This window comes from Embleya sp. NPDC059237 (assembly GCF_042754105.1).
In the GTDB taxonomy this organism is placed as follows: domain Bacteria; phylum Actinomycetota; class Actinomycetes; order Streptomycetales; family Streptomycetaceae; genus Embleya.
The window spans coordinates 249037-271073 of record NZ_JBHZAE010000002.1; the positions used below are offsets into that span (position 1 = coordinate 249037).

Annotated in this window: 17 protein-coding genes and 2 pseudogenes; 5 read left to right on the top strand and 14 right to left on the bottom strand. The window is 71.0% G+C overall.

What is annotated here, in order from left to right:
• Positions 1-12: 12 nt before the first annotated feature.
• Together ACFXKZ_RS08120 and ACFXKZ_RS08125 are read right to left on the bottom strand one after the other, a co-directional pair.
• The gene (locus ACFXKZ_RS08120; RefSeq protein WP_379997714.1) at positions 13-759 is read right to left on the bottom strand and encodes a class I SAM-dependent methyltransferase; all 747 of its coding nucleotides are present in this window, start codon (positions 757-759) and stop codon (positions 13-15) included.
• 77 nt (positions 760-836) lie between these two features.
• On the bottom strand, positions 837-1667 hold the full coding sequence (locus ACFXKZ_RS08125; protein ID WP_379997716.1) for a class I SAM-dependent methyltransferase: 831 nt from the start codon (positions 1665-1667) through the stop codon (positions 837-839).
• A 1871-nt stretch (positions 1668-3538) separates the two neighbouring features.
• On the opposite strand from ACFXKZ_RS08125, the gene ACFXKZ_RS08130 reads away from it, so the two are divergent.
• Together ACFXKZ_RS08130 and ACFXKZ_RS08135 are read left to right on the top strand one after the other, a co-directional pair.
• Positions 3539-3889 carry a MerR family transcriptional regulator gene (locus tag ACFXKZ_RS08130; protein WP_379997718.1) on the top strand — a complete coding sequence of 117 codons (351 nt, stop codon included), beginning with the start codon at positions 3539-3541 and terminating at the stop codon, positions 3887-3889.
• A 175-nt stretch (positions 3890-4064) separates the two neighbouring features.
• On the top strand, positions 4065-4295 hold the full coding sequence (locus ACFXKZ_RS08135; RefSeq protein WP_379997720.1) for a hypothetical protein: 231 nt from the start codon (positions 4065-4067) through the stop codon (positions 4293-4295).
• Between the two features lie 171 nt (positions 4296-4466).
• Here ACFXKZ_RS08135 and ACFXKZ_RS08140 read toward each other — a convergent pair.
• From ACFXKZ_RS08140 to ACFXKZ_RS08160, 5 genes and pseudogenes are all read right to left on the bottom strand, one after another.
• Positions 4467-4550: pseudogene (locus ACFXKZ_RS08140) on the bottom strand (SGNH/GDSL hydrolase family protein); the annotation flags it as partial.
• A complete protein-coding gene (locus tag ACFXKZ_RS08145) occupies positions 4547-5014 on the bottom strand; it encodes a cupin domain-containing protein (protein WP_379997722.1) in 468 nt (155 codons plus the stop codon). The gene ACFXKZ_RS08145 and the pseudogene ACFXKZ_RS08140, both read right to left, overlap by 4 nt.
• A 72-nt stretch (positions 5015-5086) precedes the next feature.
• On the bottom strand, positions 5087-5923 hold the full coding sequence (locus ACFXKZ_RS08150; RefSeq protein ID WP_379997724.1) for a helix-turn-helix domain-containing protein: 837 nt from the start codon (positions 5921-5923) through the stop codon (positions 5087-5089).
• 92 nt (positions 5924-6015) lie between these two features.
• Positions 6016-6416 (bottom strand): annotated as a pseudogene (locus ACFXKZ_RS08155) (amidohydrolase family protein); the annotation flags it as partial.
• Between the two features lie 225 nt (positions 6417-6641).
• Positions 6642-8357 (bottom strand): alkaline phosphatase D family protein, encoded by a 1716-nt coding sequence (locus ACFXKZ_RS08160; protein WP_379997726.1) that lies wholly within the window; start codon positions 8355-8357, stop codon positions 6642-6644.
• 299 nt (positions 8358-8656) lie between these two features.
• Between ACFXKZ_RS08160 and ACFXKZ_RS08165 the strand changes: the two genes are divergently transcribed.
• Positions 8657-9067 (top strand): hypothetical protein, encoded by a 411-nt coding sequence (locus ACFXKZ_RS08165; protein WP_379997728.1) that lies wholly within the window; start codon positions 8657-8659, stop codon positions 9065-9067.
• Between the two features lie 19 nt (positions 9068-9086).
• Here the strand turns inward: ACFXKZ_RS08165 and ACFXKZ_RS08170 are convergent, their stop codons facing one another.
• Together ACFXKZ_RS08170 and ACFXKZ_RS08175 are read right to left on the bottom strand one after the other, a co-directional pair.
• Positions 9087-10148, bottom strand: a complete 1062-nt coding sequence (locus ACFXKZ_RS08170) for a tyrosinase family protein (RefSeq protein WP_379997730.1) — start codon at positions 10146-10148, stop codon at positions 9087-9089.
• The gene (locus ACFXKZ_RS08175; protein WP_379997732.1) at positions 10093-10512 is read right to left on the bottom strand and encodes a hypothetical protein; all 420 of its coding nucleotides are present in this window, start codon (positions 10510-10512) and stop codon (positions 10093-10095) included. Before ACFXKZ_RS08175 ends, ACFXKZ_RS08170 begins: the two co-directional genes overlap by 56 nt.
• Positions 10513-10871: 359 nt before the next feature.
• Here ACFXKZ_RS08175 and ACFXKZ_RS08180 point away from each other — a divergent pair, with 359 nt between their 5' ends.
• Both ACFXKZ_RS08180 and ACFXKZ_RS08185 read left to right on the top strand, forming a co-directional pair.
• Complete coding sequence (locus ACFXKZ_RS08180; RefSeq protein ID WP_379997734.1) at positions 10872-12077, top strand: serine hydrolase domain-containing protein; 1206 nt, start codon at positions 10872-10874, stop codon at positions 12075-12077.
• Between the two features lie 248 nt (positions 12078-12325).
• Positions 12326-12838: a hypothetical protein gene (locus ACFXKZ_RS08185; protein ID WP_379997736.1), complete on the top strand. Its 513-nt coding sequence runs from the start codon at positions 12326-12328 to the stop codon at positions 12836-12838.
• 126 nt (positions 12839-12964) lie between these two features.
• Here the strand turns inward: ACFXKZ_RS08185 and ACFXKZ_RS08190 are convergent, their stop codons facing one another.
• From ACFXKZ_RS08190 to ACFXKZ_RS08210, 5 genes are all read right to left on the bottom strand, one after another.
• Entirely contained in the window at positions 12965-13813 is an 849-nt protein-coding gene (locus ACFXKZ_RS08190; protein ID WP_379997738.1) for a DUF4097 domain-containing protein, read from the bottom strand.
• Between the two features lie 80 nt (positions 13814-13893).
• Positions 13894-14358 (bottom strand): hypothetical protein, encoded by a 465-nt coding sequence (locus ACFXKZ_RS08195; protein WP_379997740.1) that lies wholly within the window; start codon positions 14356-14358, stop codon positions 13894-13896.
• 218 nt (positions 14359-14576) lie between these two features.
• Positions 14577-15347 (bottom strand): thioesterase II family protein, encoded by a 771-nt coding sequence (locus tag ACFXKZ_RS08200; protein ID WP_379997742.1) that lies wholly within the window; start codon positions 15345-15347, stop codon positions 14577-14579.
• Between the two features lie 14 nt (positions 15348-15361).
• On the bottom strand, positions 15362-18664 hold the full coding sequence (locus tag ACFXKZ_RS08205) for an amino acid adenylation domain-containing protein (protein ID WP_379997744.1): 3303 nt from the start codon (positions 18662-18664) through the stop codon (positions 15362-15364).
• A 246-nt stretch (positions 18665-18910) separates the two neighbouring features.
• A complete protein-coding gene (locus ACFXKZ_RS08210) occupies positions 18911-22036 on the bottom strand; it encodes a type I polyketide synthase (protein WP_379997746.1) in 3126 nt (1041 codons plus the stop codon).
• Between the last annotated feature and the right edge of the window lies 1 nt (position 22037).

Here is a 22037-nt window from a genome sequence, read left to right on the forward strand (position 1 = left end):
GGCGCGGGAGGCTCAACGGCGAACCGCGCGCAGATACCAGGCTGGGCCGCTGACCCTGCCCTTGTTGTCGACGGGTGCCCGATCCCTGTCGATCGTTGCACCCAACTGCCTGAACCGGTCGATCTGTTCATCGGTGAGCGAGTCCCGGACAAGACCCGTAGAAAGGGTCGTGGAACGGATCTCCCGGACGTCCCACAAGACGCCGACGGTAGTGCGCAAATTCGATTCGCTCACTCCCATGGGATGCCGGGCGGCGGCGGACGAACCCTCTGCCCAGCACACCAGATGCAGTTGTGCCTCCGGCTCGGTGACCCGGTGCAGTTCCGCGATGTACCGGTGTCGGTCTTCATCGCCGAGGCAGTGATACAGCGCGCTGTCCAGCACGGTGGCGAAACGCCGCCCGTCCAGTCCGGTGAGGCTGGTGGCGTCCGCTTGCACGAAGTCGACCCGGACCCCGGCGGCGGCGGCGCGTTCGCGCGCACTCTCGAGTGCGGTGGCCGAACAGTCGATCCCCGTCACCCGAAGGCCGCGACCCGCGAGCATGATCGCGTTGTCCCCCAACCCGCAGCCGGCATCCAAAACCTCGTCGCGGAACGCGACTTCTCGAACCAACTCGAGGACCATCGGCTGCGGTTCGCCCAGGTCCCAAGGGATGACGGGGAAGGCCACCTCCCCACCCGCCGCGAGCGGCTCACCCCGGTAGACGGCGTCGAAATCGATCGTGTCCTTGTCAAGGACTGGAGTCGGCTCTTCTGGCACCGCGATCCCCTTTCGTTGATTTACCACTCACCGGCCGCGCGGCATCCGCGATCGGTTCCGAACCGGGGCTGCTCGACTCAGGACGACCCGAACCGCAGCAGGACGATCGGCGGGCGCATCCGACGCACCAGCGGCAACCGGCCCGCGCGCGGCACGACATGCCGAAAGACGAAACCGCGCCCCGGTGGCATCGGCAGGTCACGGACCTCGCTGATGCCGGGGTGCGCCGTGCGCAACTTCTCGTGCTCGCCCGAGTCCATCGCCCAGTACATGGGCGGCTTCAAGCGGCTGCCCGGAGCACGCTGTCCGGACCTGGCGCGATCCCGGACCCAACGAGGCACGGCATCGAAGACCATGCTCCCTCCGGGGAAGCGCTCCGCACAGGCCGCCAGCAACTCCCGTACCTCGGCAGGCCGCAGGTACATCAGCAACCCCTGCGCCGTGATCATCACCTCGGAGGAGCCGGCTGCTTCCTCCAGCCACCGAGGCTCCCGGACGTCGCAGACCACGGTGCGCTGCCGCTCCGCGGACGGCAGGAACTTGCCGCGCAGGGCCGTCGGCTCCGCGAGGTCGACAGTGATCCAGCGCACATGGCCGTTGTCCACCCGCCAGAACTGCGTTTCCAAACCCTCGCCGAGCGCGACCACAGTGCCGTTCGGATGCCGGTCCAGGAAATCCCGCACGGCCGCGTCGTAGCAACGAGCGCGCAACGCCACAGTCTGTGCAAGCCAGGGCGAGGCCACCCCGAACCGCTCCTGCCAGGGATAGTCGATCGAGCGCACGAGCTCGACCGCGAGCGGATCCGCCAGGACGGCGTCCGGGCGCCGGGCTTCGGTGGCACGGTGATAGAGGGCCCAAAGGGCGGTCTCCGGAATCTCCGTCAGCTGTGCGGTGAAGCTATCCGTCATGCCGATTCCACCCTCGTCTGCGTCACAGCCTGTACGGCAACTATCACACACAGTACCAAGGCGGTAATCCCCCGTGACACACGATCGCCGACCCGGTGCTCCGCGGGGCGCGCCTGACCGAAGTCGGCGTACAGGTGCCGGGTTTACCGCGGGGGCGGGCCCGGGTGGTGGCCCGGGCCCGCTCGGTGGCGGTGATCAGGATTTGGCCGGGGACCCGCCGTTGGACGACGCGTCGGCCGGTCCGAATCGAAGACCGTCCCGGCCGACGCGGGCCACGGACCACCGCTTTCGTCATGGCGAACGGACATCGCCGAGGCGACCTCGTGGCGGCGGTGCGGCGGGTGCCGAATCCGACCCGGGAACGGAGGTCCGGGGCGCCTGGGGTGCGCCGGCGCGGAGCAGATTGCCTGTTCTTTGGAGATCGTAAAATCTGTCGTGTCTGGAGTAGACATCACGTGGTGGCGTGGCTATGGTTTCTCTCGTAGCCCAGAGAGACCGAAGGGCCCGGAGGGAACGAACTGCCGGGCAGTCGTACAGGTTTTCGTAGTACGCAGGACGGTTCGGCGGTGGAGTTCCGAAGCCACGGTTTGAAGGACAGGGCGACGGGACTGACGGCCGGGCCGGGTGGCTCGCAGTATCAGGGGCCACCGCAGGCAGTGCAGTGGTCAACGCAGTGGCAGTACCGGTAAGTGCAAGTCGCAGCATCCGGCAGTGGAGGTTGAGCAGTACCTCGGTGAAGGCGTCGGCTGCGGGCGCGCGCACCGGGAGGTTCGGCAGTGGGGTTCCAAGCCGAAGCAGGACGCAGGACGGGCGACGGGGCCGGCTGTCGAACGGTGGCGCTGCGAGAGGCCACCGGAGGTTCGCATCACCGGTAGTACGCAGTAGAGCAGGTCAAGCAGTCGATATTCGAGGGAAGAACGGAGGAGCCGACACCATCGGGATCGCCCGGGCGCAAGTCTTGGGCCCGGGTACCGCAGGACATCGATAGTGAGGTGGTCTCCGGTCGAGCAACCGCGATCCCCGCGCCCCCGACGGCAGTTCGGTCGGGCCCGCGGAAACATGAAGCCGGCGCAGCATCACGGCCGGCAGGTGGTGTAGCAGTTCCTTCGGGGCCCTGGTGCCGTACGGCACCGGGGCCCCTCTATGCGTTCCGGGCGCTCCCCGGGATCGGACGACGGGTCCGCCGCCCCGTCGCCGACGTCGCGCGGCAGGCCCCCGGGCGGCAGGCGTACACGTCGAGCGCAGCGGCCGAAGCGGCCCTTGGCCTGCCGGGCCCGGAGGGAACGACGAGGCGCGTCGACGGGATACGGGAGCGGCAGTTTCCACATCCGACGATGCCGGAAAATCTGTCGTGCATGGAGTAGACATCAGAGGAGCCGATGGCTATGTTTTCTGTCGTAACCAAGCGAATCAGTGAGGCGCGACGGAGACGAACCGGCGCGCGTTGTTGAGGGTTCGACAGCAGAGTCCCGGGGCCGTTCGTTGTTGGGCAGGGGTTCCGGAGACTGGTTGTCGGGCCGAGGAGAAACCGAAGGCGGCCCACGGGGTCGCCACGCAGGACAGGCAGTACAGGCTGCACAACGCAGGACAGGAGAGGAAGGAGCGAACGCCATCCGGATCGCCCGCTCGGCACGGTGAGACTTCGGCCGAGTGGGATCCGTGGAGACGCCGATACGAAAGGTCGTCCGCGGTCACGCAATTGCGATCCCCGCACCCCCACCCGTTGGGAAGCGTGCGGAACGGATAGGCCGGCACCTCGGTGTCGGTGGATGGTGTGGATTTCTTTCGGGGCCCTGGTGCCGTACGGCACCAGGGCCCCTCGACGCGTTCCCCGAACAGCTCCCACGGATGTGAACTCCAGAGAGGCGCCGATGGCACCCGAATCCGGCTCGACCCCGACCGGCACCGACAGGCTCGACGACGACGACTACCCCGCCTACACCATGGGCCGCGCGGCCGAACTGATCGGCGCCTCGCAGGGCTTCCTGCGCGCGATCGGCGACTACGGTCTGATCACCCCGCTGCGCTCCGAGGGCGGCCACCGCCGCTACTCCCGCTATCAACTGCGCATCGCCCAACGCGCCCGCGAACTCGTCGACCAGGGCACCGCCATCGACGCCGCCTGCCGCATCGTCATCCTCGAGGACCAACTCGAGGAGGCCCTGCGCCTGAACGCCGAACTGCGCGACGCCAACGAGAACCGGCCACGCGAGAGCCCCTGACCCCCCGAGAACGCCCGGCGCGGATCGACGCCGCCACCGAAACCGCCGGGCTCGATTCCCCCCGGGGACCCACCGGAGTCCTCGTCACGAGCGGCACCCCACCCGGATCGCGGCGGAGCCCGCGACCGGGACCCCCACCGGGGCCGAGGGCCCATTCGACGACAGGAGGCAGGCGATGGAACGAGACCCGGGGGACATGGCCGCCCTGGCGAAGCGGCTGGCCGCGGCGGCGGAGCAGCTTCTCCTGGTCGTCAAGGGCATGGACGACCTCGGCTGGTCGACCGACTCGTACAGCAGATCGCACCTGCGCGACATCGCGGACTGCCTCGCCGGCACCGCCACGCGCATCACCGCCCTCCACGGCCCTTCCGGAACCCGCGACAACGCGACCGGACACGCACACTGACGAACCCGACGACACCCGCCGCGGCGCGAGGGTGTTCGGCGTGGCCCCCTCTCGGACGGCCGGCGTCGCCGGGGTGGTGGATGGCGCTCGGCCGGCTGCGGGGGCCCGAGTCGGCTATGGGCGTCGGATGAGCAGGGCGGTGTCGACGACCTCGGCGACGAGGGTGGCGCCGCGGCTGTTCGGAACGTCCGGGTAGTCGACGCTGAACTGTGCCCGGGTGAGGCTGTCGCCGAGGCATGCGATGCGTGTCGTCACGGCGTTTTTGGGTCGGGTGCGCCGGTGTGTTCGCCCGGGTGGGTGTCGGTTCGGGAGTGGTGCTCGGTACCGAGGCCGGCGGTGATGGTCAGAATGGACGTCGGCTCTGCCATGTCGACGACGTGCCAGGCGCCGGCCGGGTTGATGGTGGCCTCACCCGGCCGCAGCCGCACGCGCTCGCGTACCCCGTCCATGTCGCGGATGACCGTCGCCGATCCGCTCAGGCAGACGACCAGTTCGTCGCCGGCGGGGTGGCACTCCCAGTGGTCGCCGGGGCCGTCGCCGTCGAAGATCATCACCATCCGGCCTTCGGCGCCGTCCGCCGCGACCGCGGCGCCGTATGCCCGAAGCACCTCCGGCTTCCAGGCGAAGCCCTCGATGGGCTTGGCGCTCGATCCCAGCCCGAGGTGCACGGGGGTGGTCCGCAGGTCGACGGCGTCGTGTTCGTCGTTGAGGAGTCTCATGCCGACGATCGTGCCGCGCCGGCGATCGGGTGGTCTTGAACGAAAGGGAACAGCGGCCCGGGCGGTCGGCGGCTATCCGGTCGCGAGGAGGACTTCGCCGCGACGCCAGGCTGTGGGTGATCGGCCCGTGAACTCGTTCCAGTCCCGGACGAGATGGGCCTGGTCGGCGTAGCCGGACACGGTCGCCACGTCGGCCCATGGGAGCGGGGCTCGCGCCGTCGCCAGTTCGTGCGCGTGCTCGAAGCGCAGGACTCGGGCGAAGGTCTTCGGCGACAGCCCCAGTTCGTCGCGAAACCGGTCGGTGAGGTAGCGGCGGCTCCAGCCGAGGTCCGCGGCGACCGCCCCGACCTGGACGCGGCCCCGGGTGGCGACGAGCCGGCGCCACGCCTCGGCCACCTCGGGGCGCGCTCGGTGTGCCCGGTTGCCGCCGGCGCCGCGTTCGACGGCTCGAAGGAGCAGTTCGTCCAGCGCGGTGAACCGCGTCGCCCATGTCGTCGCCGTTCGCAGCCGCTCGACCAACTCGATGCCGAGCGAGCCGAGAAGTTCGTCGAGGGGGACGAGGTGGTGGGCGAGTCCGGCGGCGGGCATGCCGTAGACGGCCCGGGCGCCGAGCGGTGTCAGCGCGATCTGTACACCCTGCTGCCGTCCGTCGTGATGGATCGCGACGGAGCGGCTGCGCAGACCGCAGGCCACGCTGTCGTATCGGATGATCGGCGACCCGTCGTCGACGCCCGTCGCCACTTCCAGGGGGTCCGACAGGCTGATCACCGTGGTGAGCACGCGTCCCGGCGGGCCGCAGTGCACTCCCTCCGGGAACCCGCGGAGGTCGAAACCGACGTACGAGTCGACGTACGGCCGCAGGGCGGCCGTCGGTCGTGCCCCGGTCCCGGCGGTCGTACGATCCTCCACATTCGTCAGTGTACGAGCGGGCGGGCCCGGCAAGATCACCACCCGAATCGCGGAATCGACCGACCGGCCGCCCCGCGGCCTTCGACCACGGATCAGTCGGCCAAGCCGAGTACGCGAGCCGCGTTGTCCTTGAGATGAGCGGGCGTACTTCCTCCTTGATGTCGAGCTTCCCGAAGTCGGCGAGCCGGCGTTCCGGGGTGATGACCGGGTAGTCGGAGCCGAACATGACCTTGTTGCGGAGGAGGGTGTTGGCGGCGCGGACGAGCTGGGGCGGGAAGTACTTCGGGGACCGGCCGGACAGGTCGATGTGCACGTTGGCCCTGTGGGTGGCGATGGAGATGGCTTCGTCCTGCCAGGGGACCGACGGGTGGGCCATCACGATGGTGAGGTCGGGGAAGTCCGCGGCGACATCGTCGAGGAGCATGGGGTTCGAGTACCGCGGTTTGATGCCCCGACCACCGGGGAGTCCGGCGCCGATGCCGGTCTGGCCGGTTGCGCGCCACCGATACCGCCCGATACGAACGCCTGACGACCACCGAGCACCGACGTCGAGGACGGCAACGCATGAGCCGCCCTGCCCGGTACCGGAGCAAGGTCGTCCGTCGCCCGGAAGGCAGCACTTGACCCCGTCCCCGCCGACCTCGCCGCCCGAAACCGGGCCGCGGATGGGCAGGCGCGTGCACGTGGGTGATCGGGCCGGCCCCCGGGCTCCGCCCGGTCAGTCCCCGCGCAGGGTCGCGCGGCCGACGCGGCGCAGCCGGGCGGCGCGGTGGCGTCGGCCGTTCTCGGCGCGGTCCAGGGAGAGCGTGGCGCGCCGCCCGCGCAGGGTGAGCGTCATCAGGTGGTTGCCGAACCACGGCCCGCCCAGCTTCGTCCACTCGACCGGCAGCGGCGTCAGCCGCGCGTGGGCGGCCAGGGCGCGCCCGATGCGGGTCGCCGTACGTCCCCACCCGAACCGGAAGCCGATCCGGATCGCCGGCGGGACCGAGTTGTGCACGGGCGAGCAGGTCAACTGGTAGACCCGGGCCGCGCCACCGGCGGCGTCGCCCGCCCGCGGCCCCTCCCCCGAGCCGAGCCAGTGCGCCTCCGCCGCGTACACATGGTGCACGTCCCCCGACAACACGCACACCGTGGCCGGCGCCGGCCCGCCCGCCCGAGGCCCGTGCAGCGCGATCCGCCCGATCAGCGCGGACAGCGCATCGAACGATTCGCGAAACGCCGCCCAGTGCTCCAGGTCGCCCGCCCGCCGCAACCACTCGCTCCAGCGTGCGAGGCGGGGCCCGCGAGCGCCCGCGCACAGCGCCTCGTTCCACGACTCCAGGTCGTGGATGCCCGACGGCAGCAGCCACGGCAGCGACGTGCCGATCAGCAGGTGGTCGTACCCGCCCTCGTCCGCCTGCTCGGTGATCCAGGCCAACTCGTCCGCGCCGATCATCGCCCGTCGGTCGGTGGTCAGCACCCGGCCGGCGCGCGAGTCGATCATCAGCAGCCGGGTCCGGCCGAAGTCGCGCCGGAAGCTCCACCGCGTGCTCGTCTTGCCCTCGGCCTCCGCGTCGGCGCGCAGCGCGAACTCGTGCAGCAGCGGCCCCACATCCTCGCCCGGCGCCGCCGCGCGGACCGCCGCGAGCACCTCGTTGCGCGCCAGCGCGGCCGGATCGAGGTTGCCGACGTGCTGGTAGATCCAGTACGACGCGAGCGCGCCCGCGATCCGCTCGGACCACCAGTCGGTCGCGGCCATGTCGGCGCGCCACGCGTGCGAGGTGTTCCAGTCGTCGATCACGTCGTGGTCGTCGAAGATCATCGCGCTGGGCACGGTCGACAGCAGCCAACGGATCTGCGGATCGGACCACGACTCGTGATAGAGCAGCGTGTACTCCTCGAAGTCGGCGATCTGGCCGCCCGGGGGTTCGTCCAGGTCGCGCCGCCGGGCCAGCCGGTTCTGCATCGCGCGCGAGGTCTCGTCCGCGTACACCTGATCGCCGAGCAGCAGCAGCGCGTCCGGCAGCGGTTCGTCGGGCGAGCGCATCAGCCGGCGGGCGAGGGTGTCCAGCGCGTCCGGATCGAGCCGGCGCTCCTCGCCCGCCTCGGTGCTGGGCGGGCTCGACCAGCGACAGGACCCGAACACGAGGTTCAGGTCGCGCTCCTCGTCGTCGGCCGAGGGGGTGCGCAGCACGCTCGGCGGATAATTCGAGCGCTCGTCCGGCCAGCACGTCCGCTCGTCCAGCAACACCCGGTATTCCCGCGATCGCCCCGGCGTCAGTCCCTCGACCACCACCAGCACGTAGTGGTGGCCGAACACCGTCCACGTGGCCGCACTGGCCACGCCGTCCTCGCACGCCACGGTCACCACACAGGGTGAGTCGGTCTCCACCCACACCGTGGCACTCGTGCGATCCACGTGCCGCAACACGGGCCCGAGCAACAACTCGGCCATCGTCCCCGGCCTCCCACCTCGCCGACACCCTCGATCCCCAGTGCCTGCCCGCCCCGCCCGACCGCAATACCCCCACGCCCCACCAACCCTTCGGGCCGGTACGCGCCGAGCACCCCCGCGGCCCGGGCGGGCGTCGCCGCCGGACCGCCGGGCTACCGCCAAAGTTGAGGGCCGGTTCCACCCTGCGTTCGACGATCGGGGAGGTGGCCGGGTCTAGCTTCGGCTCAGGGACCCGGAACGGATCCGACTCGGACCTCGGGTCCCCGACCGTCCGACTCTTGCGAGAACGGGGAATTCTCATGGCGAAAAAGCGCATCGTGTGGGCGTCGGTGGCCGTTGCGGCCGGACTGCTGGTCATGGGCGGCGGGACGCCGGCTCAGGCCGCCGCACAGTCGGTCGTGTACGAGCCGAGCACCGTCACCTGGTACGGCAAGAACTGCAAGGCCTGGATCAACACCCAAAAGACCAACGGTGCGTGGTACGCGCAGGGGCTGGTGCACTCGTGGAACGGCGGCAAGTGCACCATGATCCTTCAGCGCAAGCACGACGGTGTCTGGTCGGACGCGTCCAACCCCTGGAGCGTCACGAACGGACAGACCAACACCGGCTGGCACTGGGACGACAAGGGCTACAAGGCGGCGGTGTGTGTCATCGACTGGAACATCGCGACCAACTCCAATTACCACTGCGGCTACGCCGGCGCCGTGTGATGTCGGGCGGCGTCGGGGCCTACGGGACGAGGTCGTAGGTGTACTTGGCGGTGAAGTCGAGGGTCAGGCGCGGGGTGCCGCCCGGGGCGTTCGGGCCCAGGGGGGTGACGATCGGATCGTCGATGCGGTGGCCGAGGAGGTCGGCGGAGGCTGTCATGGGTGGGGCGTAGGAGCGGCCGTGGTGGTGCATCCAGCCTTCCCAGAGCCGGTCCACGTTGCAGTGGTGCAGGTAGAAGATCGGGTCGTTCGGGGACGAAGCCGGGCCCATGTCGCCGCCCACCCAGCGGTGTACCTGGTTGTGCAGTCCGGTTCCGATGAATCCTTCGAGCCGGTTGCGGAATCCCTTCGACCCGGCGTCCCAGGGGGCGAAGTCGTAGGTGGCGAGGTCGGGATCGCCGCCGAGCATGGGCAGCGTGTTGAAGGCGGCGCCCACGTCGAGGGCAGTCGGGAGGGTGGTCGACGAGGCGGTGCCCTGCGGGGGAAGCTTTCCCAGGCCCCGGCGCAGGCCCCGGTTCGCCTGGACGAGTCGAAGGGAGCTGTCGGTTTCCACGCGGACCCGGAAACTCTTCGGGTCGGCGGCCTTGAAGACGAACGGCCCCGTGGAGATCGGACTGCCCGGACCGCCCATCCACTTCTCCGTCCAGATCGGTTGGCTCGCCGGGCCGGGCAGGGAGCCGTCGATGGACCAGTCCCAGTACGGAAGGGCGAAGCCGGGGTCGTTCAGGACCCGCTGCAGGTTGGCCTCCAGGTAGGCCAGCATGACGCGGTGCCACGGCAGGAACACCGGCCCGCGATGGGCGCCGTTGCGGACCATCCAGTCCCCGGTCGGCGGCACGGGGGTGGTCATGGCCCGGTGGTGCCAGATCACGAAGAGGTCGTATGTACGGACCGGCGCGGCGGGGCCGGGGATCCCGAACGCGGTCGTCTGCAGCGTCGTGTTCTCCTGTTTGAGGAGGTTGACGCCGCGGATGTACGCGTCGCGGGCGGACAGATCGGTGATGACGTTTCTGCGTACGATCGCCATCTCAGCCACCTCCGGGGTGATCCGGCCCGTGGCCGTGCTCGTGGTGGTGGTGCTCATGGTCCTGCCCCTCGTGCCCCTCGTGCCCCTCGTGCCCCTCGGGCGCGCCTCCGCCGCCGGGCGGGAATTCGTCCGGGAAGTACTGGATGAGGGCCTTCACCGTGTCGACGGCGGACAGGAATTGGTACGCCGGCAGCGCGTGGCAGTGCACCTCCCCGTTGTTCGACACCATCAGGTGGGCGGTGACCGGCCGGTCGTCCACGGTGATCTCGTAACTGGTCCTGACCACGATCCGGTGGCCCTCGAATTCGTCCTCGCGAACGCTCTCCATCGAGCCCGGCATCAAGTCCGGCACGGGCAGATCCGCGATGTACTGTGCGAGGACGGCCGGTTCGGCGGTTGCTTCGATGTCCTGATGAGTCATCAGATCTTCTCCCAAAGCACACAAAACACGCTGTCGCCTCATGTCCAGGAGACGCTCATCCGCCACCCGCTGCAACTCCTGCCGGCCGGGGCGGGCCGGGCCGGCGCCGTCGCCCGCCGCGGGCCGCGGCCGGGGTGTCCCGGCGGCTGGACACGGGCCCGGTGCGACGGGGGGTTCGAGCCGGCGATTCCGGGTGTCCGACGCGGTGTCGGCCGGTCGTTTCGTCATCGGGTGTCGTCTTGGCACGGGAAAGCCCCATGCGGCTCGGGGGTGATCTACGCTGCCGCCGACGGGTGCTCGGGAGCGGCACTGGGTGCGGCCGACGGGCAAGTGTGGACGACATTCGGGGGTACGGCGTGGTGGCGTGGAAGAGGGCGCGGGGCGGCGTGGTCGGGTTGGCGGTGATGGCGATGGTGGCCACCGTGTTCACCGGATCCGCGCGGGCTTCGGCGGACGAGGCGGACCGATCCGGGGGTCGGCATCAGGAGACGCGGCGGGCGATCGAGGCCGCCGTACGGGCCGGGGTTCCCGGGGTCACCGCCCAGGCGCGCGACGGCCGAGGAGTCTGGCGGGCGGCATCGGGAGTGGGCGACCTGAGGACGGGTGCGCCGCGCGGCCGGGACGATCGGTTCCGGGTCGGCAACGTCACCGACACATTCGTGGCGACCGTGCTGCTCCAGCTGGAGGCGGAGGGGCGGCTGGGCCTCGACGACACCGTCGAGCGCCATCTGCCCGGCGTCGTCCGGGGCAACGGCAACGACGGACGGGCGATCACCGTACGGCAGTTGCTCAACCACACCAGCGGGCTGTTCGATTACGCCCTCGACCCGGAGTACGGAGCCACCTATCTCGCGGGCGACGGCTTCCTGCGGCACCGGTACGACACGCTGACCCCCGAGATGCGCGTACGCGTGGCGCTCTCCCACCAGGCGCCGTTCGGGCCCGGTGTCCGGCACTCGTTCTCCAACACCAACGACGTCCTGGCCGCGCTGATCGTCGAGCGCGTCGCCGGCAGGCGGTACGAGGACGAGGTGCACGATCGCATCATCGAACCCCTCGGGCTCGGGGCGACGTCCAACCCGGGCAACCGGGTCCGCCTGCCCCGGCCGAGCAGCCGCGGCTACGCCAAGCTCTTCGCGGCGCAGCCGGATCGCATCGACGACGTCACCGAGACGAACGGATCCCAGACCTGGGGCAACGGCGACATGATCTCCGACGCGGACGATCTGAACCGGTTCTACGCGGCCCTGATCCGCGGAAGGTTGTTGCCGCCACGGCAGTTGGCGGAGCTGAAGACGACCGTCGACAACCCCGATTTTCCGGGCGCGTCCTACGGCCTCGGCATCGAGCGGTTCACGCTGGGCTGCGGCGTCACGCTGTGGTACCACGACGGCGGCGCGCCGGGGTCGATCACCATGGTCGCGCTGACCGAGGACGGCCGGCATCAGCTCGCGTTCAACTACAACGGCAGTTGGGCGGCGGAGACCATCCTGCCCATCGTGAACGGCGAGTTCTGCCCGACGCCCGCGGACACGCCGTCGGACACGCCTTCCGGCACACGCTGAGGCGAGCATCGGGACGGGTGGCGCGACGCGGCGACGCCCGTCCCGCGCCGCTCCCGCCCGTACCTCCGATGGCGCGGTGATGGCGCCAACCGTGGCGACAGGTCGACCGGATCGCGCCGGGCGCGGCGGTCCGGGCGGTGCCGTCGGCCGTGCCGACCACCGCGCCTCCACCTGGGCAAAGGGCTCGCGCCCCGGTATCGGGCCAGGTAGGCGCCGTGCGGCGCAATCGCTGTGCCATGATGGGGCCCATGGAACTACGGGAGTATGTCGAGGCGCTGCGCGACGAGCTGGTCGCAGCCTCCGCGGCCGGAGATGCCGAGACCCGCGCGGTGGCCGAGCGGCTCGTCGCCCCGCTGGAGTCGGCCGTCCGGCTCACGTTGCTCAAGGTTCTGTCGGCGGCGGCCGACGAGATCACCCGGGACCTGGCACCCGGCTCGGTGGACCTGCGCCTGCGCGGGATGGATCCCAGCTTCGTGGTGACCCCGCCCTCGGGCGATGACGGCCCCGCCCGGGACGCCCCGGAGGAGACCGACGACCCGGTGAGCGACTGGTCGACCGGCGAGTTCGGTGGCACCAGGGGTGGCGCCACGGCCCGGATCAACTTCCGGCCGCCGCAGGAGATGAAGGACGAGATCGAGAAGGCGGCGAGCCGACAGGGCGTCTCGGTCAACACGTGGATGGTCCGCGCCTCCGCCGCGGCGCTGTCCAACAGCAAGCGGTCCCATCGCGGCAAGCAGCAGTTCAACGGCTGGGTGCAGTAGCCGCCCCGTGCGCGGCGGGCCGCCCGGTGCGGTGGCCGGCCGTACGGTCGCCGGCCGGTCGCGCCGGGCCACGCCGGCCGTCGTGCCCGGGCACGACGGCCCGAGCCCGGCCGTACGGTCCGCCCGTCAGGCCCGGTGGATCGTGATGTCCCCGTAGGAGGTGTGCGCCCGCACCTCGATCCCCTCCCCGAGCGACTTGGCGACCTCCTCCAGGGTGTTGTTCACGCGTCCGTATCCGGTGTTCAGGTCCAGCTTCGCCGGGCTGTCCCCACCGATGCCGATCTCCAGGTCGCCGGACCCGGTCTTGAGCACGAGCGAGCCGCGGGTCACCTCCGTGACCCGGATGTTGCCGTTGGCGGTCTTGGCCTCGGTCGTACCCCCCGAGGCGTGGCCGATGGTGATGTCACCGTTGGAGGTGCGCGCGCGCACGTCGCCGGTCACCCGGCCGATCTCGATGTCGCCGTTGGAGTTCTTGGCGTCGATCGCGCCGTCGACCTCCGTCAGTCGGATCCGCCCGGTGGCGGTGGCGACCTCGGCGTCACCGTCGACCCGGCCCACGCCGATGTGACCCGCCGTGCGCAGGTTCAACCGGCCGACGTGCTCGAGGCGAATGTCCGCGGTGGACGTCTTGTATGTGCAATCCCCGAGGCGTCCGGAGCCGCGCAGGTCCGCCATCGCCGCCTCGCCACGCACACGCGAGCCCGTGGGCAGCACGATCGACACGTCCACCGAGCGGGACTTCCGAGAGAAGTCCACCACCACGGGCACCCCGTGCTTGGGCCCCTTGATCAGCAGTACGCCGTTGTTGTATTCGACGCGGATCTGGTCGGCCGCCTTGACGTCCGAGGCGTCCTTCTCGTCGGTCGGCCGTACCTCGACGACGGTGTCGGTGCGATCCTCGGCGGTGATCTCCACGTCACCGACACCGAGTTCGAGCTCGACGGAGATCGGCTTGGGGGTCTCGAAAACAGGCATGGTTTTCCTTCCTCGTCATTTCCGGCGGGTGTCGCGGGTGTCCCCCGTGGTGGGACGGCCAGGGTGTCGGCCCGGTCGGCTCAGCGCGCCCAGGCGGTGTAGCGCTGCCGGGCCCGTTTGCCGCGCCGGTCCGCGGCGCCGGGTATGTGCTCGTGCCGCACCGCGGCGGAGAGGACCTGCTCCAACCAGTCCTGCACCGAATGCCCTTCGCGGCCGGCGGCCTGCTCGACGGACTCCTTCAGGTGCCGGGAAACGCGCACGTCGACGCGTGCCGTGGCACCGTCCGCACCGGCCTCGGGCGCACTCTCCGGCGCACGTGGCAGCACGGCGAAGTACGGTTCGCCCTCGCGGAGCCGAAGCTCGACCGCGCCCGGGGCGAAGTCGCGATTGATCTCGTCCGCGGCGGCGGCCAGTGCGTCGAACAACATGCGTCGGATCACGGGCTCGAGCAGTCGTGCCTCCGGCACGACCGCGTCCCCACTGTCGGTCCGGGCGAGCGCGGCAAACTCGCGCCCGAACCTGTCTACGAACGGGCTCACATCCATGACGTCATCATGGCGCAACTATTGCGCCAACACAAGTCGCTGTGACCCGGATGGCGCCATCGGCGCCACGCCGGCTGGGCCCGGACGGGCATCCGGGCAGGTCACGGGGCCTGGGCGACACCCGTACGTCATCGCGAGCCGAACGCCTCGCCCGGGTCACGGTATCCGGATCGACACCTCGCCGAGTCGGTCGTAGTGCCCGGATGGCGCCCACCCGGTCACGAGCCGGCCCCCACGCCGCGCTTGACCCGATCCAATACATCCCGCAGATCCGCCAGCAGCATGTCCTCCTCGGCCCTGAGGTAGAAGTGCCCGCCGGGAAAGACCCGGATCCGAAATCCGGCGTTCGTCGTATCCGCCCAGCGGCGCATCAGTTCCGGGCTCACCTCGGAATCGTGGTCGCCCGTGTAGCCGTACACCGGACAGTCGAGCGGAGGCCGGTCGCCGGCGGGATAGTCGTCCACCATCCGGTAGTCCGCGCGGACGGCGGGGAGCAGGATCTCCCGCAGGTCGGGATCCGCGAACACCGGGGCACGGCTCTCGTCGAAGCGCACCACGTCCGCGATGATCTCCTCGTCCGTGCCGAAGTGGCGCCGCAGGCCTTCCAGCGCGTGCGACGGACGTCTGCCCGACACGCACAACGCGGCCGGTGGGCACCCGCGCTTGTGCAGGCGCAGTGCCACTTCGTGCGCCACCGAGGCCCCCATGCTGTGGCCGAACAACACCAGCCGATACCGCGTCAATCCGACGAGGGCATCGACGATGTCGTCGGCGAGGGCCTCCAACCCGGACGGGAACGGATCGCCGATCCGGTCCTCGCGGCCCGGATACCGGATGGCGAGCAGGCCGACATCCGAAGGCAGCCCCCGTGCCCAGGTGCGGTACGCGTTGGACCAGCCGCCGGCGTGGGGGAAGCAGACGAGCTTGGTTCCGCACCCGTCGTCGTCACGAAAGCGGCGGAGCCACCGCTCTTCCACCGGACTCGTCATTGTCGGGATTCCTCTCAGAGGGCCTTGCCATCCTTCGTCCGCCTGCGCAGAGCCGGCCGGCTCGACCGGGTGAGGTCTCCCCACATGTCCGACAGGCCGATGATGGTGCGCGCCGCGAACAGTGTGCGGATGGACACCTCGAGGTTCAGCTCCGCCCGGATCAGGCCGACCAGCCGGATCGCCCGCAGCGAGTTCCCACCGAGGTCGAAGAAGTCCTGGTCGATACCCACGCGGTCCAGTTCGAGCACATCGGCGAACAGCGCGGCCAGGACCCGCTCGGTCCGGTTGCGCGGGCCCCGGTGGGAGCCGCCGTCGAACTCGGGCTTCGGCAGGGACGCCCGGTCCACCCGACCGCCCGCGGTCAGCGGCAGGCGTTCGAGGAGCACGAAGGCCGACGGCACCACGGACTCCGCCAGCCGCTCGGCGGCGAACCGGCGCAGTTCCTCGCCCGACGGGCCCGAAGAGCCGGCCTCCGAGGTGTCCGAGGAGCCCGAAGTGCCGGAGAGCACTGCGGAGTTCGTGGCACCCTCTCCTGCACCGCCGACCGGGACCACATAGGCCACCAGACGCGGCTGCCCCGACTCGTCCGCCCGGCCGACCACCACCGCCTGTGCCACGCCGGGGTGTTCGGACAGCACCTCCTCGGCCTCGGCCGGCTCGACCCGGACATCGCGCACGTCGAACCGGGCATCGGCCGCGCCGACGTACTCCAGCCCGCCGTCGCTTCCCCACCGCACCAGGTCCCCGGTCCGGTACATCCGACCGCCGGCCGGGCCGAACGGGCAGGGCACGAAGCGCTCCGCGGTCTGCCCGGGACGCCCGGGACGGCCGCGCGTCACACCGGGGCCGGCCACGTACAGCTCACCGGTCACCCCGACGGGGACCGGCGCCAGGCCCGGGCCCAGGACGTACACGGCGGTGTTGTCCATCGGGCCGCCGATCGAGCCCGCGTGGTGTGCCGCCCCGTCGTCGACCGAGCGGTCGCACGCGGCGAGTACGGTCGCCTCCGTCGGACCGTGGCCATGCACGATCGTCAGATCGGGGCAGGCCTCGCGTACCCGGCGCAGCGCGGCCGAGGACACCCGGTCGCCGCCGGTCCACACCTCGCGCAACCCGGCCAGGCGTTCGGGGTGTTGTGCCGCGATCGCCGAGAAGAGGCCGGCGGACAACCACGCCGCCGTGATCGACGTCGACGCGGCTAGCACGTCCACCGCCGACTCCGCCGGCCCGGCCACCAGCACGCGGCCGCCGTTCAGCAGCGGCACCCACAGTTCCAGGGCGAGCGCGTCGGCAGTGATCGGCGAGTGCCACAACACGGTGCCTCGGCCGCCCTCGTGCCACCGGCGGTCCAGGGCCAGGCGCTCCATGTTTCGGTGCGTCACCGCGACACCGGCAGCCTTGCCGTCCGGTCCGGAACCGTACATCACGGCCAACAGGTTGTCCGGTTGCGACGGGACGGGCGTCTTCGGCGCGTCGTCGCCGGTGTCGACGGCGGTCTCCGGGCGCACGTCGTCGAACAGGATCACCGCGACGTCCCGGGCGACGGCTGCCCCCTCGGCCGTCGCCGCGTCGGTGAGCAGCACCCGCACCGAGGAGTCGCGCACCACCGGCACGATGCGCTCCGCCCGGGACGTGGGGTCGATCGGGAGGTACGCTCCGCCCGCCTTCACCACCGCGAGCAGCGCGACGGCCAGGTCCACCGACCGGGGCAGCGCCACCGCCACGACCGTCTCCGGACCGACGCCCCGCCCGCGCAGCGTCTCGGCCAGGCGGCCGGATCGTGCGTGCAACTCGCGGTACGTGAGCGCCGATTCGCCGAACTGCACCGCGACGTCGTCGGGGGCCTGCGCCACCCGGCCGGCGAACAGCTCCGGAACCGTCGACCCCGGCAGCGGCACGGTCGTGTCGTTCGGCGCGGTCAGCACCCGGTCGCGGGTGTCGCCGCCGAGCACGTCCAGCGCGCCGACGCGCAGCTGTGGATCGGCCGTCACCGCGTGGATGTATTCGATCAACTCGGCGCCGATGAAGCGCAGTTCGGCGCCGGTGTACAGGCCGGCGGGGGCGTCGAGGCGCACGAACAGGTCGCTGTCGGCGCTGCCGTCGGTGTAGACGCCGATGGACAGCTCGTCGAAGACCCCGTTCGTTCCGCCGAGGTAGCGCGCCGAGTGGTCGGCGAAGTGCAGTTGCTCCGCGAATTCGACGATGTTCAAGACCGCGCCGAAACTGCCGCGTCCGCTCAGGACGGTGCCGCTCGCACGCTGGATCTCCGAGTAGTGGCAGGCGGTTTGCCCGAAGATCTCGTAGGTCTCGTCCACGACCGCGTCGGCGATGTCGGCGAAAGTCGCGCCCAGCGGCACCTTCACCCGCATCGGCACCACGTTCACCGCCAGGCCGGGTGTGCGGCTCGCGTCGCCGGTCCGGTTGGCCACGGCCAGCGAGAGCAGGAACTCCGGTCGGTCGCACCGGTGTCGGAAGTACACCGCCGAGGCCGCGGTCAGCAGCGACGACATCCACACGCCCATGGACTCGGCGGCGGCGATCCACCCGTCGGCCTCGGCACGCGGCACGGTCAGCGTTCGACTGACCATGCCGATGGAGTCGGCCAACTGCGCCCAGCGGTCCACCCGGCTCATCGGCTCGGCGAGCGCGGCGCGCGCCGCGTCGGACAGCGGCACGCGCGGCACCTGCGCGGGCGCCGGCGCCTCGGTGAGGTAGTCGCGCCAGAACCCGGTGTCCTCGGCGAACTTCGGGGACTCCTGGTATCGCGCGGCGTCGGCGGCGAACGACTCGACATCCCACGGGTGTTCCGGCTCCGGTACGGCCGTGCCCCGGGCCAGCGCGGTGTACACCTCGGCGAGGCGCCGCGAGAGCAGGCCGCCCGCGCCGTACCCGTCCGAGACGAGGTGGTGGTAGGCGATCACCACGAGGGAGCGGGCGGGCCCGAGCCGGACCACGCCGAGCCGGAGCAGCAGATCGCGCTCCAGGTCGAACGGCTGCTTCATCATGTCGGCCAGCGCCTCGCGCGCGGCCTGCTCGGGATCCGGCTCGGCGCCGACGTCCAGGAAGAACGGCTGCCAGTCGGTCGATTCCCGGGGCACCAGGAGCAGATTGCCCTCGCCGTCGTCGACGAAATCGATCCGCAGCACTTCCGCTTCCGCCAGCACGTGCCGGAATGCGGATTCCATGACCGCCGTGTCGATTTCACCGTCCACGTCCCACATGCTCAGCGCATGGTTGAGCATGTCCGGAGACATTTTCTGGGCCAGCCACAATCCTTTATGCGCCGACGACGCACCGAACGAACGCACAGGGATCATCCCCTCGGCAAACAGGCCAGGAACCTGAATGAATTCGCAGATCACCTCCACCTTCACGGAGGTGTGATCGGCCGGTCAAGACAACGGGTGCCGGAACGGGCCGGGCCGCGTCGAATCCGCGGTGTCCCGCCGGCGGGACACCCACGGCGGGCGAAATCCCGTCCGTGACAGGGGGGTACGCCGGACCCGCGCTCGCTTCGCGGCGTGGCGTCGCCACGCCGCGCGTACCCTTTCACGGTGGCGACGCTACGCCGCGCGCCCGCCCATCGACGACAGGATGTGCGCCGCGACCTGTCGTGGCGACGGGTGCCGCAGCGCCAGGTTGGCCCTGAGTTTGAGGCCGGTCGTCGCGGCGAGGCGTTTGCTCAGTTCCACCGAGAGCAGCGAGTCGAAGCCGAGCTCCCTGAACTCCCGGTCCGGGTCGACCGTCGTACCCGAGGCGTGCCCGAGCACCACGGCGACCCTGGTCAGGACGTGGTCCAGGACGAATGCCGCCGCTTCGTCGGCGGACAGAGTGGGCAGCACGTCCGCGAGCGCGACGGCCTGCTCCTCGTCCGAGGGGGCCTCGGTCGCGGGCAGCTCCGCCGTCGGCGCGGTGTGCGCGGAGTTGAGCCAGTAGCGCTGCCGCTGGAAGGCGTACGTGGGCAGGTCGACCCGGCGGCGCGCGCCGAACAGGGCGTCCCAGTCCACCGTGCCGCCGCGGGTGTGGAGGTGGGCCAGCGAGCCGAGCACAGCCTCCGCCTCGCCCCGGTCTCGGCGGGACGAGGACAGGACCACCGCGTCGTCCACGTCCTCGACGATCTCCTGGACGGGGACGGTCAATACGGGGTGCGGGCTCATCTCGATGAAGGTCCGGAATCCGTCGTCGACCGATCGCCGGATCGAGGATTCGAAGCGAACCTTCTCCCGAAGATTGGTGTACCAGTATTCGCCGTTCAGTTTCGCGGTGTCGATCGTCTCGCCGTACAGCGTCGAGTAGAAGGGCAGTGTCGAGGTTATCGGTTCCAGATCGGCGAGGGGTGCGATCACCTGTTCGCGGACTCGGGTCACCTGGTGGGAATGCGAGGCGTAGTCGACCGATATCCGCCGCGCCTGGGCACCTTCCGCCTTCATCTTCTCGACGAATTCGTCGAGCGCGTCCGGTTCCCCGGAAACCACCACCGAGCGGGGTCCGTTGACTACGGCGATGCTCACCCGGTCCTGCCACGGGGACAGCCGGGCCGCGACGAGATCCGCGGATTCCGCCACCGAGGCCATCCCGCCGTGACCGATCAGGTCCACCAGGGCCTTGCTGCGCAGTGCCACCACCTTGGCGGCGTCGCGCAACGACAGCGCGCCGCACACGTGGGCGGCGGCGATCTCACCCTGACTGTGCCCGACCACCGCGGCCGGCTCCACGCCCCAGGACCGCCACAGCGCGGCCATGGACACCATCACCGAGAACAGCGTCGGCTGGACCACGTCCACCCGGTCCAGCGTCGGCGCCCCGGGCGCGCCGCGCACCACGTCGAGCAGCGACCAGTCGGTCCACTCGGCCAGCGCCGCCCCACACTCGTCGAGGGTGCGCGCGAACACCGGGAAGGCGTCGTAGAGTTGCCGGCCCATGCCGACCCACTGGGATCCCTGCCCGGGGAACATGAAGACGACCCCGCCGAGGTTCCCGGCGACACCGCGCACCACCTCGGCCGACTCGGTACCGTCGCGCAACGCCGCGAGCGCGGCGAGCAGTTCGTCCCGGTCGTGGCCCAGGACGACCGCACGATGGTCGAACCGCGACCGGCTCGACACCAGCGACCAGCCGAGATCGGCGACGTCCGCGTCCGGGTCGGCGGCGACGAACTCGTGCAGTCGGCCCGCCTGTCGCTCCACGGCCGCGGCGCTCTTGCCCGACAACACCCACGGCACCAACCCGCCGACGACGCCCGCGGCCGGGCCGGGCCGCTCGTCCTCCGGCTCCGGTACCTCCTCCAGGATCACGTGCGCGTTGGTCCCGCTTACGCCGAACGACGACACCGCGGCCCGCCGGGGACCGCCCGCCCGGGGCCATTCGCGCCCCTCCGCCAGCAGTTCGATCGCGCCGGAGGACCAGTCGACGTGCCGTGAGGGGGTGTCCACGTGCAGCGTCCTGGGCAGGTAGCCGTGCCGCAGGGCCATCACCATCTTGATCACCCCGGCCACCCCGGCGGCGGCCTGCGCGTGCCCGATGTTGGACTTCATCGAGCCGAGGCGCAGCGGCCGGCCCTCGGCCCGGTCCCGCCCGTACGTCGCGAACAGCGCGCCCGCCTCGATCGGGTCCCCCAGCACGGTGCCCGTGCCGTGTGCCTCGACCGCGTCCACGTCGGCGGCCTCCACCCCGGCGTTGGCCAGCGCCTGCCGGATCACCCGCTCCTGGGCCCGGCCGTTGGGCGCGGTCAGCCCGTTGCTGGCCCCGTCCTGGTTGACCGCGGAGCCGCGCACGACGGCGAGCACCGGGTGGCCGTTGCGGCGGGCGTCGGACAACCGCTCCAGGAGCAGGACACCCGCGCCCTCCGCCCAGCCGGTCCCGTCGGCGGTGTCCGCGAACGACTTGCACCGGCCGTCTGCCGACAGGCCGCGCTGCCGGGAGAACTCCACGAAGATCGCGGGCGTGGCCATCACCGACACCCCGCCCGCCAGCGCCAGCGAGCACTCCCCCGAGCGCAACGACTGGATGGCCAGGTGCAGGGCCACCAGCGACGACGAGCACGCCGTGTCCACGGACACCGCCGCCCCGGTCAGCCCCAGTTCGTACGCCACCCGGCCGGACGCCACGCTCAGCGCGCTTCCGTGCAGCAGGTAGCCCTCCAGCTCGCCCGCGCTGCCCTCCAGGAAGCGCAGTCCGTACTCGGACGAGGCCACCCCGGTGAATACGCCGATGTCGCTGCCGCGCACGTCGGCGGGCACGATGCCGGCCCGCTCCAGGACCTCCCACGAGGTCTGTAGCAGCAGGCGCTGCTGCGGGTCGATCGCCAACGCCTCGCGCGGGCTGATCCCGAAGAACTCCGGATCGAAGTCGGCGGCGTCGGCGAGGAATCCGCCGTGCCGTACGTAGGAGCTGCCGAGCGTGTCGGGGTCCTCGTCGTACAGGTCCCGCCAGCCCCGGTCCGCCGGGAACTCGTCGATCGCGTCGACCCCGTCGCGGACCATGTCCCACAGCTGCTCGGGTGAGGACACCCCTCCGGGGTAGCGGCAGGCCATCGCCACCACGGCGATCGGTTCGACCCTGGCGGCCTTGAGCGCGTCGTTTTCCTGGCGCAGCCGGTCGCGCTCCTCCAGGAGGGTGCGGAGCGCCTGGGCGACCCGGTCCCCGCCGGCCGCCGGCCGTTCCGCGGCGTTGTTCGCGGAGGTGTTCATG

Coding starts and splice junctions, on each gene's coding strand:
- ACFXKZ_RS08195 (WP_379997740.1), bottom strand. CDS start 14,358: ATGGATGTGAGCCCGTTCGTAGACAGGTTCGGGCGCGAGTTTGCCGCG.
- ACFXKZ_RS08190 (WP_379997738.1), bottom strand. CDS start 13,813: ATGCCTGTTTTCGAGACCCCCAAGCCGATCTCCGTCGAGCTCGAACTC.
- ACFXKZ_RS08170 (WP_379997730.1), bottom strand. CDS start 10,148: ATGAGCACCACCACCACGAGCACGGCCACGGGCCGGATCACCCCGGAG.
- ACFXKZ_RS08185 (WP_379997736.1), top strand. CDS start 12,326: ATGGAACTACGGGAGTATGTCGAGGCGCTGCGCGACGAGCTGGTCGCA.
- ACFXKZ_RS08200 (WP_379997742.1), bottom strand. CDS start 15,347: ATGACGAGTCCGGTGGAAGAGCGGTGGCTCCGCCGCTTTCGTGACGAC.
- ACFXKZ_RS08210 (WP_379997746.1), bottom strand. CDS start 22,036: ATGAACACCTCCGCGAACAACGCCGCGGAACGGCCGGCGGCCGGCGGG.
- ACFXKZ_RS08160 (WP_379997726.1), bottom strand. CDS start 8,357: ATGGCCGAGTTGTTGCTCGGGCCCGTGTTGCGGCACGTGGATCGCACG.
- ACFXKZ_RS08130 (WP_379997718.1), top strand. CDS start 3,539: ATGGCACCCGAATCCGGCTCGACCCCGACCGGCACCGACAGGCTCGAC.
- ACFXKZ_RS08165 (WP_379997728.1), top strand. CDS start 8,657: ATGGCGAAAAAGCGCATCGTGTGGGCGTCGGTGGCCGTTGCGGCCGGA.
- ACFXKZ_RS08145 (WP_379997722.1), bottom strand. CDS start 5,014: ATGAGACTCCTCAACGACGAACACGACGCCGTCGACCTGCGGACCACC.
- ACFXKZ_RS08175 (WP_379997732.1), bottom strand. CDS start 10,512: ATGACTCATCAGGACATCGAAGCAACCGCCGAACCGGCCGTCCTCGCA.
- ACFXKZ_RS08135 (WP_379997720.1), top strand. CDS start 4,065: ATGGAACGAGACCCGGGGGACATGGCCGCCCTGGCGAAGCGGCTGGCC.
- ACFXKZ_RS08125 (WP_379997716.1), bottom strand. CDS start 1,667: ATGACGGATAGCTTCACCGCACAGCTGACGGAGATTCCGGAGACCGCC.
- ACFXKZ_RS08205 (WP_379997744.1), bottom strand. CDS start 18,664: ATGATCCCTGTGCGTTCGTTCGGTGCGTCGTCGGCGCATAAAGGATTG.